This window comes from Streptomyces gottesmaniae, from assembly GCF_031845845.1.
Classification (GTDB): domain Bacteria; phylum Actinomycetota; class Actinomycetes; order Streptomycetales; family Streptomycetaceae; genus Streptomyces; species Streptomyces akebiae.
The window spans coordinates 1-14,691 of the sequence record NZ_JAVRFJ010000033.1 but is presented as its reverse complement, the minus strand read 5'-3'; the positions used below and the strand labels follow the sequence as shown (position 1 = coordinate 14,691).

Below are 14,691 nucleotides of genomic sequence, written 5' to 3'. Positions count from 1 at the left end.
ACTTTCCACCTTGCGACCGTCCACGCTCCGCGCACTCAAGCGTGCCGCTGAGCTGACCCGACAGAACCGCCTCACCGAAGCCGTGCTCATCGCCGAACCGGTGATCCTCACCGCCGACAGCTACGAGGGCGACGAGATCTTGCGCTGGATCGCCGACCACGTCACCGCCTTCACCGGCGAAACCCCCAACGACCAGAAGGAGAACCCCTGATGCCCGCCAACCGCCGCTTCCGCAACCTCGTCCGCATCGGTCCCGTCCAGGTCGGCACCTACTACGACGGCCGTGGCCGTGAGAAGCACACCGCCGCCTGCACCGCCCCGCGCTGCGGCTTCTCGACCGACTACGACAGCCGGGCCGCCGCCGAGCTGGCCGCGCGCACTCACCGCTGCGCCGTCCGCTGATCCAAGACAACACACGAGACGACACACCCGAGGAGATCCCGTGACCGTCTCGCTGCCGCTCGTCTTCGTCCTGGGCGTCATCGCCTGGGCCGCGATCAGGTTCCTCGGCGTCCGCCTGTGGGTCGCCGTCGTGATCGCGCTGTTCGGCTTCTGGCTCTCGCACACCGTCCTCGCCCCGGTCATCGAGTCCGGCACCCGCTCCGGGGTCGACGTCGTCAACGGCAACCGCGACTGAGCCAACGACCGCAAGCAACCGCAAAGGAGACCGCCGTGTTCCGTCCCAAGCTGCCCGACACCCCGCACGTCCCGAGCATCGCCACGCACATCCCGCAGAACCACGGCCCGGTTCCGACTCACTCCGCCGGCCGCCCGATCGCCCCGTTCGTGGGCGTCGGTGTCGGCGCGGTCGCCGCCGTGGTCCTCGTGGGTGTCGTCCTCACCGCGCTCCTGGCGGCGGTCGCCGTCTCGGCCATCTCCGTGGCCATCGCCGCCGTCGTCCTGCGCTCCCTCGTCAACAACGCGCACAAGCACTGACCGGCCGCCGGGGCGGCAACAAGCCGCCAAGCATCCCGCCGCCCCGGGGCCCTCCCTCCCAACCGCCGAAACAGCCGAAAGGAACACCCATCATCACCCGGCAGACTCCGCCCCCGCTGGCGGAACTCTCCATGCTCGCCTCACTCGGCACCCTGCCCGAACTGGCCCGCCAACTCTCCGGCCTGGGCGGCTGCACCCACCCCGTACGCCTCGACGGCCACCGCACCGAGTACGCCGTCGACACGACGACCGGTGAGGTCGGGCGCGTCCTGCACCACCTCGACTCGACCGCCCTCCCCGCCGGAAACCTCCTCGTCCGCTGCAACAACCGCCGTGCCACCCGTTGCGCGGCCTGCGCGGAGGTCTACCGCCGCGACACCTTCCACCTGATCACCGCCGGACTGCGCGGCGGCAAGGGCACCCCTGAGCAGGTCGGCACGCACCCGCGGGTCTTCGCCACCTTCACCGCGCCGAGCTTCGGACCGGTCCACAACCGCCCCTCCAGCGGACGGCCCTGCCGCTGCGGTGACCGCCACGACGACACAGCCCCGGTCCTCGGTACGCCCCTCGACCCGGACACGTACGACTACGAAGCGGCCGTGCTCTGGAACGCCCACGCCGGGGCCCTGTGGCGCCGCTTCTCCATCTACCTCCGCCGCGAGGTCGCCAAGCTGGCCGGCCTCACCCAACGCGCCTTCCGCGACCACGCCCGCATCTCCTTCGCCAAAGTCGCCGAGTACCAGAAGCGCGGAGCCGTCCACTTCCACGCGGTCATCCGCCTCGACGGCCCCGAGGGCGGCGACACCTCGCCCCCGACCTGGGCCACGGCCGAGCTGCTGAGCGACGCCATCCACGCCGCTGCCACCGCCGCCCGCGTCGGCGGTCCGACTGTCGACGGACGGGCCCACACCTTCACCTTCGGCCGTCAACTCGACGTCCGCCCGATCCGCTCCGCCGACTTCGACGGCGGCCAGGAGCTGACCGAGCGGGCCGTAGCGGCGTACATCGCCAAGTACGCCACCAAGGGCGCTGAGACCGCGACCGGCACCCTTGACCGGCCGATCCGCTTCCTCGCCGAGCTGGCCGGGGCCCGGATCACCGACCACGCCCGCCGCATGATCCGCACCGCCTGGACCCTCGGCGCTCGCCCCGAACTGGCAGACCTCCGCCTACGCGCCTGGGCGCACATGCTCGGCTTCCGCGGCCACTTCTCCACCAAGTCCCGCCGCTACTCCACCACCCTCGGCGCCCTCCGCGATGCCCGCGCCGACTGGCGCCGCGCACAAGCTGCCCCACCCGCACCTCAGGACGGCGAAACCACACTCGTCCTCGCCCACTGGGTCTTCGCCGGTACGGGCCTCAGCGCGGGCGAGACCTGGCTGGCCGCATCCCTCGAACCCGCCCCCGGAACGGAAGGAGAGCCGACCACATGAACGACCGCTACCTGTCCGTCGACCAGGTCGCCGAGCTGCTGGGCACGACCGCCCGCTTCCCTCGGCGGCTCATCGAGGAGCGGCGCATTCGCTACGTGAAGGTCGGCCGTCATGTCCGCATCCCCGAGAGTGCCCTTCACGAGTACCTGGACTCTCGGACCGTCGAGCCGATCCGGCTCCGCCGTACCGGACTTCGGAGGGCTGCCTGATGGCCAACAAGAAGGGCAGACGTCGCCGCTTCGGAGCCGTGCGGCAGTACCGGTCCGGGAAGTGGACGGCGTCCTACCTTGCTCCCGATAACGAGCGTGTGCGTGCACCCGAGACCTTCGAGACGAAGAAGGACGCTGAGATCTGGCTGTCCCAGGTTGAGGCGGATCTCAGTCGGGGCGACTGGCGTGCTCCCGATGCGGGCGCCGTGAACTTCCGTGAGTACGCCGAGAAATGGGTCGAGGAGCGGGAGTTGGCCGTTCGCACGGTGGACCTGTACCAACACCTTCTTCGGCTCTACATCCTCCCGACCTTCGGCACGCTCGACCTGGACGAGATCACCGCACCTCGCGTCCGTGAATGGCGGGCGGAGCGGCTGCGGGCAACGAGCGCCAAGACAACCGTCGCCAAGGCATACCGGCTGCTCAAGGGCATCATGGAAACGGCCGTCGATGACGACCTCATCAGTCGCAACCCGTGCCGGATCAAGGGTGCGGGCAAGGAGTCCGCTGCTGAGCGGCGGATCGCCACCGTCGTCCAGGTCGACGCGCTCGCCGAAGCGATCGGTATCCGCTGGCGCCTCATGGTCTACCTCGGGGCGTACGGGCCGATGCGGCCCGAAGAACTGGCCGGCCTCCGGCGCCGAGACGTCGACCTCGACAACCTCGTGATCTGTGTCCGTGTCGCCGAACCCGAGCGGACCAACGGCAAGCGCGCTCCCGGTGCCACCAAGTCCGACGCGGGCGCCCGCCTCGTCGTCCTTCCCGCCTTCCTGGAGAAGGACGTGAAACGTCACCTCGCCTGGTACGCGGAGAAGGGGCCCGATGGACTTCTCTTCGTCGGAGAGAAGGGCGCTGCCTTCCGCCGCACGTCTTTCGGCCGGAAGTGGCGTCGTGCCCGTGCCGCTGCGGGGCTGCCGGACGGCTTCCGCTTCTACGACCTTCGCCATACCGGGCACACGCTGTCCACGCGCTCGGGCGCCACGCTCAAAGACACCATGGTTCGGGCGGGACAGTCCTCCGAGAAGGCCGCGCTGATCTACCAGCACTCCGACGACGAGCGGCAGCGCGACTTGGCGGCCGGTCTCGACGAGATGGTGCGCGCGGAGCGTGCGAAGAACCACACGGGCGACTCCGCGCACCACAAGGAGGAGGCCACCGGTACCTAGCCGAGTCCTTATGGTGCGGTTGTGGTGCGCCACCCGCGCACCGGTCTAGACAACAAAGAACCCCCGGGTCTCTGACCTGGGGGTTTCGCATGGAGCGGGTGACGAGAATCGAACTCGCGCTCTCAGCTTGGGAAGCTGATGTTCTACCATTAAACTACACCCGCGTAAGACGCCGGTTGGTGCCGGTGTCGGAACGCTTGGTTACTTTACCTCATGTCGGGCCCCGCGCGCTGAAGCCGTGGGGCCCGGTGGTGTTTCCGGGGCGGGGATGGGGCTGCGGGGCGCGGGAGTTGGGGCGTACCGTGGAGGCGCGGAAGAGGGTCTGGGTGGGGCTCGGAACGGATCGGAGTGCCGCCTGGAGGGGCGTCCCGTTCATCCCGTAATGTGGCGCTTCGTCGTCAGGTCGACGTAGGTCGACAGCCAGACGCGGCTCTTGGGGAAGGGACTCTTGGACTTGATGGAGCGCACCGTCGTCCGTTGTGCCGATGGGCACGTGTTCAGCACCGCTTCGTTCCCGATGCAGCAGGCCGAGCGCCTCGGCCCCGGTCGGCTCATGCGCTGCCCACGCTGTGCGCGGCTGCGCAGTGTCGTGCCGGTGGCGTTGGAGAGGCGGTAGTCACAGTCGCGGCCACGGCTGCGGCCCTGTCACGGCCGTAGCCGTGGCCGCGGCCGTATGTGAGCCGTAGCGGCGCAGTGTCGAGGCGCGCGGAGTCCGTCCTGATGGTGGGCGGTCCGCGCGTCTTGCGTATCCTCGGGGCGTGCTTCTCTCAGACAAGGACATCCGGGCCGAGATCGACGCCGGTCGGGTGCGGATCGATCCGTACGACGAAACCATGGTGCAGCCGTCGAGCATCGACGTGCGTCTCGACCGCTTCTTCCGGGTGTTCGAGAACCACCGGTACCCGCATATCGATCCCTCCGTCGAACAGTCGGACCTCACACGGCTCGTCGAACCCGAGGGGGACGAGCCGTTCATCCTCCACCCCGGCGAGTTCGTGCTCGCCAGCACCTACGAGGTCATCTCGCTCCCCGACGACCTCGCCTCGCGGCTGGAGGGGAAGAGCTCCCTGGGCCGGCTCGGGCTCGTCACCCACTCCACCGCCGGGTTCATCGACCCCGGCTTCTCGGGGCACGTGACCCTCGAACTGTCGAACCTCGCCACGCTCCCCATCAAGCTCTGGCCGGGCATGAAGATCGGGCAGCTGTGCATGTTCCGGCTCAGCTCGCCGGCCGAGTTCCCGTACGGCAGTGAGCGCTACGGCTCCCGCTACCAGGGGCAGCGCGGGCCGACGGCCTCCCGGTCCTTCCTCAACTTCCACCGGACGCAGGTGTGAGCATGGCGAGCGTGCCCCCGGTCCGGGAGAACCTCACCTACGAGGCCTTCGGCACCGCCGTACGCGAACTGGCGCAGACCATCGCCGACGACGGGTACGAGCCCGACATCGTGCTCAGCATCGCCCGCGGCGGGGTCTTCGTCGCCGGCGGGCTCGCGTACGCCCTCGACTGCAAGAACATCCACCTGGTGAACGTCGAGTTCTACACCGGCGTCGGCACGACCCTCGACATGCCCGTCATGCTCGCCCCCGTCCCGAACGCGATCGACTTCTCCGACAAGAAGGTCCTGATCACGGACGACGTCGCCGACACGGGCAAGACGCTCAAGCTCGTCCACGACTTCTGCCTCGACGCCGTCGCCGAGGTCCGGTCCGCCGTGATCTATGAGAAGTCCCACTCCCTCGTGAAGTGCGAGTACGTGTGGAAGCGGACTGACGAGTGGATCAATTTTCCGTGGAGTGTCCTGCCTCCAGTACACAAGTCGGGCGAGGCGGCCAAGGCGAACAGGGAAGCGCTCTGAGCCGACCCTGCGGCACGACAGCCCCTCGACGGTCGGCGTCGAGGGGCTCCTGACCCACCGCGGCTGATGACCTACCGGTCACCCCGGTCGGTCGTCGTGGGACTCACGACCGTGTGGCGGTTCCGCATTCCGTCTCGGCGGACTCCCGCATGCGCTCGTCCATGGAGGTGCTGCGGTCGTACGGGTCGACCGCCGGGCCCTCTCCCGAGGGTGAGGTCGCGCGCTCCGCGCCGAACGCGGGGGTGAAGTAGCCGGTGAAGGTGTCGCAGCCGCCGTTGGTGGTGTCGACCTTGTAGGAGACCAGGGAGAACGTACCCGGCTCGGTGATGATCTTCGCCGGGTCGTCCCAGCTCATCACGACCTCGCGGCGCACGATGGTGCGGACGACCTCGTCGCTTCCCGCCTCGGCGCGGACGACCGGATAGACGTACGTGACATCGGTGGTCACCTCGACCGCGCCGCGCTTGCCCTCGCGGTACGTGATCCGTCCTCGTGCCTTGACCACATCCCCGACCAGCCGGACCTCCGAGTCCTCGAACCGGCTGAACAGCAGCAGGGGGTCGTTCTCGCGGCTGGGCGCGCGGAACGCGGTCGCCAGGAAGTCCTGGACGTCCTGCTGGTGGGGGTTGATCAACGCGATGGCCTGCTTCGGGCGTTCACCGCGCAGCACACCGGGATCCAGACTGGACGCGGCGAGGAAGTCCCGGCTCTCCTTGAGCGCCCGCGTGACCTGCGCCTTGCTCATCCAGCCGGTCGCCCGTGCCTCGGGCAGGCCGATCGCGGCCTTCCCGTCACCCCACCGGGCCGCCGGCGACCCCCTGAACGGCTCGTCCAGGGTGGGCTGTCGGGCTGCCGCTTCGGTCGGCGGCGGTTGATCCGGACGTTCCGACTCCACGGCGAGCGGCGTGCTCTCGCCGCCTTCGCCCGCGAACCATCCGGCCACCCGCCCCGGGTCCAGCGCCACGACCAGCAAGGCGGCCGCGACGATCAGACCGAGCACGTACCAGCCCTTGCCTTTTCGCGGTCGGGCCGGTGAGTGGCTCCGCCACGGCTCCGGCCTGGCGGTCTCCTCCCGCAGCCGCCCCGCCACCATGCGGGCCCGCGCCGACGGTTCCTCGGGCGCGTCCTTGCTCCCCGCCTCGGCTTCGCGGAGGAAGCGCTCCCACTCCTCGTCCGATATGGACTCCCCACCCTTGCCCACCCCGGGCCCCGCCCTTCTCGTTCGCCCGGCCCCACCCCAGGACCGGTCATTTTTCAGCATCATCACACAGCTCAACTCGGCCCACTCCAGCCGCCGTCGGCGACCGGCCCGCGACGGCCGGACGTCGGACGCCGGACGCCGGAAAGGGAGGAGGGGCTCCCGGCCTGTCGGCCGGGAGCCCCTCGCTCATCGTGTTGCTCGGGCCTGGAAAGCGCCCACCACGCGCCTGGAACGCGCCTGGAACGTGCCTAGAACGTGCCCAGCTTGATCAAGGACAGGATCGCCACCAGTTGGATCGCCGAGGCACCCAGCGCCTTCGGCCACGGGAGGTCGTGGGACTTGGCGACCATGATGGTCAGGAGGGCGCCCGCGGCGACCCAGGTGATCCAGCCGAGGATCTGGACGAACGAGGCGTCGCCGCCCGCGAACATCGCGACGACCAGGCGCGGCGCGTCCGTGAGAGTCATGATCAGCATGGAGAGGCCGACCGTGGGCTGCCAGGCGCCGTCGCCGCCGAGCTGGCGGGCCAGGGTGTGGGTCACCACGCCCAGGACGAAGATGCTCACCACCATCGTCACGCCGGTGACGAGCACGATCGGCACGGCGGCCGAGAGCGTCGCCTTGATCGCTTCCTCGCGGGCGCTGTCGAAGCCGAAGACGGCCAGCAGGCCGTACAGGAACGTCACGATGAGGGCGGGGCCCCACACCGCGTAGTCGCGCATCACCAGGAAGGTCCGGTTGGGGCTGGTGACGATGCCCTTGAGGAGCGCCTTCCAGGGCAGCCGCGGGCCGAGCGGCGCCGCCGGGGCGTTGCCCGCGCGGTAGGTGTCGCCCTGTTGGTACGGGTCCTCGCCGACGGCGAACATCTGTGTGTGCCCCGGGTTGTTTGCGGCGTACGGGTCCACGCCCTGGGGGTGCCCGCCGTCGTCCCCGAAGTACTCCGGCTCGCCGTGTCCGCCGTGCCCGCCGCGGCCCCCGTGGTTGCCATGGGTGCCGTAACCACCGGGGTGTCCGCCGCCGTGCGTCTGGGGCCAGCCGCCCTGACCGCCGCGCCCGCCGCCGTACGGCGGTCCTGGGGGCGTCTGGGGGTAGCCGTACGACGGGCCGCCGGCCTGCGGGGCCTGCTGTCCGTACGGAGGGTTGTGCGGTCGCGCTTGAGGAGCGCCGTTGTCCCGGCCGCGTCCGATCCTGAATCCAGCCACGTCATCGAACGTACCTGGTCCCGGACGGCCGCGTGCCGGGCCGGGGCCAACCGGCCCGGCTTTGCGGCCGAGCTGTGACATCCCCTAAGGGATCGTCAGGGATGCGTGAGGGGTCGGCCCGACACGGCCCCCGCGCAGGTCGGCGGCCGTGTCGGCGGGTGCTCAATGGCTGCTCGTGTACCTGCCGTACGACAGGGCCGACGACGGCGACGGCAGGCCCAGGTTCTTCGGGGTGAGGGCGTAGGAACCGGTGACCGAGGTCTTCGGGAGGACCCAGACGCCGCCGGACCTCGCGTTCTCGCCCGGGGCGCCGACGGCCGTGTCCGGGGTGCCGTCCTTGTCGTAGTCGCCGGTGGCGACGGCCGCGCCGAAGGCGTCGTTCGTCTCCGCCGCGCCGGGGACACCGGAGCGGTCCTGGTGGTACGGCACGGAGGACGCCTCGCCGAACTCGTCGACGACGCCGCCGGCGTGGCTCAGCAGCAGGGTGGCCGCGCCGGCCGCCGCGCGGCTGCCGATGGCCTCGCCGGGGGCGCCCGCGACCAGGTCGTCGCGGCCGTCGTCGTTCCAGTCCAGCACGGCGAGGGAGGCGCCGAAGCGGTCACCGTCCTCGGCGACGCCGTACACGCCGACGGTGTCCTGGTTGAGGGTCTGGGAGCGCAGGCCGAAGGAGCCGTTCTTGTCGCCGTACTCGATGTGGATGCCGCCGCCCTTGGCGTACGACTCCGGGCCGCACGGGTCGTCGATGTTCTCGTCGGCTATCTCACGGCACTCGCCGAGGGCCAGGTCGTCGAGGCCGTCGCCGTCGAAGTCGCCGACGGCGAGCGCGGAGGCGGCGCCGTTGTCGGAGTTCCAGGTGTTGGCCATGCGGCGCTCGGCCTCGTCCCACGACCACAGCCGCACATGCGACTGGGTGTAGGGGGCGTTGATCGTGTGGTAGGCGAGGGCGAGGTCGTCCGTGCCGTCGGCGGTGAAGTCGCCGGTGGCGAGGACCGGGGCACGGCCGCCCATCGGGGTGGCGAGGACGGTGGTGACGACCAGGTCCTCGCCGTTGTCGACGGCGGCACGCATGGCGACCCTGTCCCGGCCGCCGACCACCAGGTCCCGGCCGCCGTCGCCGGTCAGGTCCGCCGCCGCGACCGACCAGCCGTACGCCGAGTTCCCCGACGGGCCGGTGAGGGCGGTGGACCCCGGGCCCGTGCCGGTCCGCGCGCCGCCGACGACGGTGACCGTGCCCGCGTCCGCGCCCCGACCGGTGACGTCCTCGCCGGGCGCGCCGACGATCAGTTCGGCGAGGCCGTCACCGCTCAGGTCCGCCAGCAGCACGGCCGCGCCGAAGCGGTCGCCCGCCTCGGGGCTGCCGGGGACCTCGGCGGTGGACTGGCTGACCCGGATGCCGCCGTGCCGTCCGAGGCCCTTCGCGCCGCCCCAGACGAGGTGCACATAGCCGGCCTTGGCCGCGCCGTTCACGGTCGCGTCGGGGACGCCGACGGCGAGGTCCGCGTAGCCGTCGGCGTTGAAGTCGCTGGTCACGGCGGTGGGGGCGGTGGGCGCGGTGCGCGGGGCGGCGGTCGCGGCCGGCGCGAGGGTGAGGGCGAGGGCCGCCGTGGTGGCGGTGGCGGTCGCCACGGTGGCGGCGGCCAGGGCGTACGTCCGTCTGTGCACGGGGGGCTCCAGGTGGGGTGGCCGGATGTCGGGGGCGTGGCTGGTTCACCTGTGTGACACCTGGAGGCCGTGCGTGGTTGTAGTGCCGGAGGCCCGGAGGCCCGGAGGCCCGGAGGCCCGGAGACCCGGAGGCGCGGAGGCGCGGAGGCCCGGAGGCCCGGAGGCCCGGAGACCCGGAGGCGCGGAGGCCCGGAGCCGGGAGGGGCTAGGACCAGAACTCCGCCTCCTTGTCCATGTCCTCCTGGCATTCGTCGATGTCCGTGAACTTGTCGCCCACGATCCGGAAGACGAGGCAGCCGTTCTGCTCGATCCGCTTGCCGCCCCGCTCGGCGGTGTAGCGGTGCACGGAGACGGCGTGACCCCGGCCGTCCACGCACACATGGCTGAGGGTGACGTCGAACGTCCCGCCGGTCTCCTCGAAGAGGCGCTGGTACAGGCCGATGATCGAGTCCTGCCCCTTGTGGTCGCCCGACAGCAGGTGGCTGCCGGGGACGTGGTGCGTGCAGTCCGAGGCCATCAGGGAGCGGAGGGTGTCCATGTCGCCCCGGGTGAAGGCGTCGTAGCCCTTGCGGACGAGCGCTGCGTTCGGGTGTTCGGCCATGGTGATCGCCGGCTTTCCGCTGCTCGTGGAGTTTGTCCCTATAAGGGAATTATCTTCGCAAGCCTGGGCCCGCGCATCACCCGGGGGCGGTCACGGTGTCACTGGAGCATGCCGCGGATCGTGTCGCCCTCCACCGCCGTCGCCCCGGCCGTCGTCACGCCCTTCGCGGAGCCGCGCAGGACGAGCGAGCCGGTCTCCCCGATCACGTGCAGGTCGGCCTCGCCGTCCCGGTTCGTGTCGCGGAGGCGGATGGTGTGGCCGAAGTACTCGCCCGCGGAGAGGTCGCCGGGCACGCCCGCCGTGTCGCGGGCGAACCACTGGGAGTTCTTGCCGGTCAGGCCCGACGAGCCGCCGTAGAGGACGTGGACGCCGCCCGCCTGCTCGCGGCTGCCGATGGTCTCGCCGGGGGCGGCGATCGCCAGGTCGCGGTAGCCGTCGCCGTTCACGTCGCCGGAGGTGATCGCGTCGCCGAAGGCGTCGTACGACTCCGGGGTGCCCGTGATGCCGGTCGTCGCCTGGGTGAAGCGGGCCGACTTCGACGGGCCGGTGGAGGTGCCGTACCAGAGCGTCACGCGGCCCTTGGTCCTGTCGTACACCGGTGTGCCGATGGCGATGTCGCCGTCGCCGTCCTTGTCGAAGTCGGCGATGACGCCGTCGCCGCCGCGCTCGGCCTGGCCGCCGTTCGCCTTCACGGACTCGATGCGCAGGGTCTTGCCGGGGTACAGCTTGGTCTTGCCCCCGGAGACGAACCAGGCGTCGGAGGCGAGGATGGTGTCGGTGACGACGTCGCCGATGACGACGAGGTCGGTCTTGCCGTCCTTGTTCACCTTGCCGGAGATCAGGGCGGTGGCGTAGAAGGGCGAGTCGCTCTTGTCCAGGACCGTCACCGCCCCCTTCACGCCCGACTTGGTGATCGCGCCCCGGTAGACGTACGCCTTCCCGGCGCGGACGAGGGCCAGGTCCGGGTGGCCGTTGCCGTCGAAGTCGCCGGTGGCGAGGTCGACGGCCTCGCCGGAGGAGCCCTTCGGGCCCTTGAACGGGACGGTGGTGCCGCCGGAGAGGCCCTTCGCGCTTCCCCAGAGGACCGTCACCGTGCCGTTGTCCCTGGCGCTGCCGACGTCCTCGCCGTTGGCGGAGACCGCGAGGTCGCCGTACCCGTCCTTGTCGAAGTCGGCGGCGGTACGGATCTCGCCGAAGAAGTCGTCCGACTCGTCGGCGCCGGGGACGCCCGCACTGGCCTGGTCGACGAACTGGGTCTTCGTGCCGGGGCCGCCGTCCGCCGTGCCGAAGGTGACCAGGACGCCGCCGCCGTCGCTGTAGCGGGTCTCGGTGCCGTACGAGAAGGCCGCGTAGTCGCGGTGGCCGTCGCCGTTGAAGTCGTCCGCGTACTTGGCGGGGGCGGCGGCCGCGGGGGCCGCCGGGAGGGTCGTCAGGAGGGCGGCGGTGAGGGCCGTCGTGAGGGTGGTCGTCAGGAGGGCGGTGCGGCTGCGCACGGGGCTGGCTCCAAGGGGTGGGAGGAGGGAGGGCCCGCATCCGGGGTGGATGCGGGCCCGACTCTGGTGGTGCGGGTGGCGGTCGCCCGGGTCAGTTGGCCGCGTTCGCGCCGAAGACCGGCTGGCCGGAGGTGGAGACGCCGACCGCGGACGGGGCGATGGAGCGCGAGCCCGTCGTGGTGATCTTCGTACCGTCGGAGGGCAGGTAGAGCAGGGAACCGTTGAAGTCGTTCTCGCCGTACGCGCCGACCGTCAGGTCCGCCTTGCCGTCGTTGGTGAGGTCGGTGAGCTTCACGTCGCTGCCGAGACGGTCGTCCGTCTCGTCCGAACCGGGCACGCCCACGGTGGACTGGGCGAAGTACTGGTAGCCGGAGGTCGTGTTCAGACCGGATTCCGTGCCGTACAGGATGGTCAGGGCGCCCGCGTTGACGACACCGCCGAGGTTCTCGCCGGGGGCGCCGACCACCAGGTCGGTCTTCCCGTCGCCGTTGACGTCGCCGAGGGACAGCTCGCTGCCGAACCAGTCGCCGCGCTCGGAGGAACCGGGCACGTTGCCGCTGTTCTGCGTCACCGCGACCGTGGTGCCCGGGCCGCCGGCGGTGCCGTAGACGACGTGGACCTTGCCGCCGGTGGACGACTCGGGCACCGAGGGCTGGCTGCCGTCCTTCGACGGGTCCCAGTCCTGGCCGGTGACGATGTCGCCGTAGCCGTCGCCGTTGATGTCGCCGATGCCGGTGATGATGCCGCGCTTCAGCTCCTGCGCGCCCGAGGCGCTCAGGCCGGAGGCGCTGCCGGGCACGTACCAGTTGGTGTTGTAGTGGTAGTCGCCGTCGGTCTCGTAGCCGTTGACGACGAGGTCGGTGCGCTTGTCGCCGTTGACGTCGCCCGCGCTCATCACCAGCGTGCCGGTGCCCTGGCCGGAGAGGATGTCGGTGGTGAAGCTGTAGCGGCCGCCGTACGTGCCGGACTTGCTGATGCCGCCCTTGAAGACGTACACCCGGTTCGACGAGGAGCCGACCGCGAGGTCCTCCGTGCCGTCGCCGTCGAAATCGCCGGACGCCAGCGCGGTGCCCCAGTAGTCGTGCGAGGAGACCGCCGGGTCCTTGACGGTGGTGGCGCCGGACAGGCCGTTCGCCGAGCCCCAGACGATGAGGACCGTGCCGCCGTCGGTGTCGCCGTCGACGTCCTCGGCCAGCGCCGACACGGCGAGGTCGTCGTAGCCGTCGCCGTTGTAGTCGCCGTACGCGCTGACCCAGCCGAAGGCGTCGTTCTTCTCGGCGCTGCCGGGGACGCCGGTGGTGTTCTGGCTGATCGTGGCGCGCTTCGTCGAGGTCACGCCGCTCGCCGAGCCGTAGAGGGCGACGATCTGGCCGGCGCCCGTCGCTCCGCCGACGGTGGCGTTTCCGGCCGAGTACGCGACGTCGCCGTAGCCGTCGCCGTTGAAGTCGGCCACGGGCTGGTGGACCGAGTCGGCCGCCGTCGCCGTCACGGCCGAGAAGGTGAGCAGACCGCCCGTCAGCGCGGCCGCGGAGGCCGTCGCGAGGGCGAGTCGCAGATGCTTGTGCATGCGGGAATCTCCTGCTGCATGCGGACGTCTGGCAGACGTCCGCAGTCAATGGGGTGCCCTTTCTGTCCGCGTTCGCCCTGGGTTATCCGGGAGTTCACGGGAAAGTTGGCGAACAGGAGACCGGTGGGGTGGCGGGAGGGTTGTACGGCAGTTCGAGATTTTTCTGGGACTTGTGGGGCGGAGGGGCAGTGAGGGAAGGAGGGGGTGCCGTCGAGGGGTCTGGGGCATCGGGCGGACGGGTCCACCGAACGTTCCGCGGTGGACGTGCGTCTGCGGTGTGAGGCGAGACGGACGGTCCGTCGAACAGGTGGGAGACATCATGCTGAGCGGTGCCCGTGTACGGATCGCCCTGGCCGTCCTGGCGGCGGTCCCCCTGGCCGTCGGCTGCGCGGCACTGGAGACGGGCGGTACGAGTTCCCCCTCGTGCGTGTTCGCCGTGGAGTTCGGCGCCCGTGAGTACTTCGACGTGGGCGGGATCGACTACGAGCTCGGCGCCGAGGTGGGCACCGCACGGGATCTTGTCTGCCACGACCAGGGCGGTGGCGAAGAGGACCAGGTACCGGTCGAGGACCTGGCCTCCTACACGGCGTACGCCGTCGAGGGCGTCGACACCGAGGACGCGATCGCGATCCGCGAGGCGCCGGGGGGCGGGGTGCGCGTCCTGGTCAACACGATCGAGGACGAGGGGACGAAGGCGGCGGTCGAGCGGGTGTTCGGGGGGAGCGATGCCGCCGGCGGTGACACCGCCGGCGGTGGTGACAGTGGTGACAGCGGTGACACCTCCGGCAGCGGTGACAGCGGCGCGGGGGCGGGTGTGGGGAAGTGCGCGATCGTCGTGGAGTACGAGGACGAGCACTACACCGACCGCGGCGACGTGGAGTTCGAGCTGGGCGCCCGGGCGGGGCAGGCCCGTGGGGTGCCCTGCGGGGACACACCCGGCGAGGTCGACGCCGCGGCCGAGCCGGCCGTGTTCGAGGCGTACGCGATCAAGGGGCTGGACCCGGCCGACGCGGTGGCGGTCCGCCTCGCGGAGGACGAGGAGCCGTTCTTCATGGTGCGCGTGACCGACGACCTGCCGCCGGAGATCGAGAAGCTGCTCGCGGCCGAAGAGCGCGAGGCGAGCGGGCGGTGAGTGGACGGTGAGCGGGCGGTGAGCGGGCGGTGAGCGGGCGTTGACGTGACGATGCCCCCGGTCCGGGAGGGACCGGGGGCATCGTCGTGCCGGCTCTGTATCGGGTGCCGTGCCGGGTGGTTACTTCACCGGCTGCGGCTCCGGCTCGCTCTCCGTCTCCGCCGTGCCCGCCGGGGGCTCGTCGTCGTCCGGGATGGGGGTCTTGACGGACTCCAGCAACAGCTGGGCGACGTC

Annotated in this window: 16 protein-coding genes and 1 tRNA gene; 10 read left to right on the top strand and 7 right to left on the bottom strand. The window is 71.0% G+C overall.

Annotated features, from left to right (window positions below; genetic code table 11):
- Positions 1–10: 10 nt before the first annotated feature.
- The 7 genes from RM704_RS31160 to RM704_RS31130 all read left to right on the top strand — a co-directional run bounded on the left by RM704_RS31160 (position 11) and on the right by RM704_RS31130 (position 3,744).
- Complete coding sequence (locus tag RM704_RS31160) at positions 11–211, top strand: hypothetical protein (protein ID WP_033530339.1); 201 nt, start codon at positions 11–13, stop codon at positions 209–211.
- The gene (locus tag RM704_RS31155; RefSeq protein ID WP_033530338.1) at positions 211–402 is read left to right on the top strand and encodes a mobile element transfer protein; all 192 of its coding nucleotides are present in this window, start codon (positions 211–213) and stop codon (positions 400–402) included. Before RM704_RS31160 ends, RM704_RS31155 begins: the two co-directional genes overlap by 1 nt.
- A 40-nt stretch (positions 403–442) precedes the next feature.
- Complete coding sequence (locus RM704_RS31150) at positions 443–637, top strand: hypothetical protein (protein WP_033530337.1); 195 nt, start codon at positions 443–445, stop codon at positions 635–637.
- A 35-nt stretch (positions 638–672) separates the two neighbouring features.
- Entirely contained in the window at positions 673–936 is a 264-nt protein-coding gene (locus tag RM704_RS31145; protein ID WP_033530336.1) for a hypothetical protein, read from the top strand.
- 131 nt (positions 937–1,067) lie between these two features.
- Complete coding sequence (locus tag RM704_RS31140; protein WP_033530335.1) at positions 1,068–2,369, top strand: replication initiator; 1,302 nt, start codon at positions 1,068–1,070, stop codon at positions 2,367–2,369.
- Positions 2,366–2,578, top strand: coding sequence for an excisionase family DNA-binding protein (locus RM704_RS31135; RefSeq protein ID WP_033530334.1), 213 nt, complete (start codon positions 2,366–2,368; stop codon positions 2,576–2,578). Before RM704_RS31140 ends, RM704_RS31135 begins: the two co-directional genes overlap by 4 nt.
- Entirely contained in the window at positions 2,578–3,744 is a 1,167-nt protein-coding gene (locus tag RM704_RS31130) for a tyrosine-type recombinase/integrase (RefSeq protein WP_078937337.1), read from the top strand. The genes RM704_RS31135 and RM704_RS31130 overlap by 1 nt, the downstream gene beginning before the upstream one ends.
- 90 nt (positions 3,745–3,834) lie before the next feature.
- On the opposite strand, the gene RM704_RS31125 is transcribed toward RM704_RS31130, so the two are convergent.
- Positions 3,835–3,908 (bottom strand) — tRNA-Gly (locus RM704_RS31125).
- 594 nt (positions 3,909–4,502) lie between these two features.
- Between RM704_RS31125 and dcd the strand changes: the two genes are divergently transcribed.
- Together dcd and RM704_RS31115 are read left to right on the top strand one after the other, a co-directional pair.
- Entirely contained in the window at positions 4,503–5,078 is a 576-nt protein-coding gene (gene dcd / locus RM704_RS31120; RefSeq protein WP_033530332.1) for a dCTP deaminase, read from the top strand.
- Positions 5,079–5,080: 2 nt separating this feature from the next.
- Positions 5,081–5,599 carry a phosphoribosyltransferase gene (locus RM704_RS31115; protein ID WP_033530331.1) on the top strand — a complete coding sequence of 173 codons (519 nt, stop codon included), beginning with the start codon at positions 5,081–5,083 and terminating at the stop codon, positions 5,597–5,599.
- A 103-nt stretch (positions 5,600–5,702) separates the two neighbouring features.
- On the opposite strand, the gene RM704_RS31110 is transcribed toward RM704_RS31115, so the two are convergent.
- The 6 genes from RM704_RS31110 to RM704_RS31085 all read right to left on the bottom strand — a co-directional run bounded on the left by RM704_RS31110 (position 5,703) and on the right by RM704_RS31085 (position 13,325).
- Positions 5,703–6,800, bottom strand: coding sequence for a hypothetical protein (locus RM704_RS31110; protein ID WP_033530330.1), 1,098 nt, complete (start codon positions 6,798–6,800; stop codon positions 5,703–5,705).
- 248 nt (positions 6,801–7,048) lie between these two features.
- A complete protein-coding gene (locus tag RM704_RS31105; protein WP_107072403.1) occupies positions 7,049–8,083 on the bottom strand; it encodes a Yip1 family protein in 1,035 nt (344 codons plus the stop codon).
- 81 nt (positions 8,084–8,164) lie between these two features.
- Entirely contained in the window at positions 8,165–9,664 is a 1,500-nt protein-coding gene (locus tag RM704_RS31100) for an FG-GAP-like repeat-containing protein (RefSeq protein ID WP_033530328.1), read from the bottom strand.
- A gap of 205 nt (positions 9,665–9,869) precedes the next feature.
- Complete coding sequence (locus tag RM704_RS31095; protein ID WP_033530327.1) at positions 9,870–10,265, bottom strand: nuclear transport factor 2 family protein; 396 nt, start codon at positions 10,263–10,265, stop codon at positions 9,870–9,872.
- A 98-nt stretch (positions 10,266–10,363) separates the two neighbouring features.
- On the bottom strand, positions 10,364–11,758 hold the full coding sequence (locus RM704_RS31090) for an FG-GAP and VCBS repeat-containing protein (RefSeq protein WP_033530326.1): 1,395 nt from the start codon (positions 11,756–11,758) through the stop codon (positions 10,364–10,366).
- Between the two features lie 91 nt (positions 11,759–11,849).
- Positions 11,850–13,325 carry an FG-GAP and VCBS repeat-containing protein gene (locus RM704_RS31085; protein WP_033530325.1) on the bottom strand — a complete coding sequence of 492 codons (1,476 nt, stop codon included), beginning with the start codon at positions 13,323–13,325 and terminating at the stop codon, positions 11,850–11,852.
- A gap of 319 nt (positions 13,326–13,644) precedes the next feature.
- Between RM704_RS31085 and RM704_RS31080 the strand changes: the two genes are divergently transcribed.
- On the top strand, positions 13,645–14,457 hold the full coding sequence (locus tag RM704_RS31080) for a DUF6281 family protein (RefSeq protein ID WP_311591468.1): 813 nt from the start codon (positions 13,645–13,647) through the stop codon (positions 14,455–14,457).
- Positions 14,458–14,691 lie beyond the last annotated feature (234 nt).

Excerpts from the sequence above, each read along its gene's own strand:
- RM704_RS31155 (WP_033530338.1), top strand. The coding sequence starts at position 211 with ATGCCCGCCAACCGCCGCTTCCGCAACCTCGTCCGCATCGGTCCCGTC.
- RM704_RS31140 (WP_033530335.1), top strand. The coding sequence starts at position 1,068 with ATGCTCGCCTCACTCGGCACCCTGCCCGAACTGGCCCGCCAACTCTCC.
- RM704_RS31135 (WP_033530334.1), top strand. The coding sequence starts at position 2,366 with ATGAACGACCGCTACCTGTCCGTCGACCAGGTCGCCGAGCTGCTGGGC.
- RM704_RS31130 (WP_078937337.1), top strand. The coding sequence starts at position 2,578 with ATGGCCAACAAGAAGGGCAGACGTCGCCGCTTCGGAGCCGTGCGGCAG.
- RM704_RS31115 (WP_033530331.1), top strand. The coding sequence starts at position 5,081 with ATGGCGAGCGTGCCCCCGGTCCGGGAGAACCTCACCTACGAGGCCTTC.
- RM704_RS31105 (WP_107072403.1), bottom strand. The coding sequence starts at position 8,083 with ATGTCACAGCTCGGCCGCAAAGCCGGGCCGGTTGGCCCCGGCCCGGCA.
- RM704_RS31095 (WP_033530327.1), bottom strand. The coding sequence starts at position 10,265 with ATGGCCGAACACCCGAACGCAGCGCTCGTCCGCAAGGGCTACGACGCC.
- RM704_RS31085 (WP_033530325.1), bottom strand. The coding sequence starts at position 13,325 with ATGCACAAGCATCTGCGACTCGCCCTCGCGACGGCCTCCGCGGCCGCG.
- RM704_RS31080 (WP_311591468.1), top strand. The coding sequence starts at position 13,645 with ATGCTGAGCGGTGCCCGTGTACGGATCGCCCTGGCCGTCCTGGCGGCG.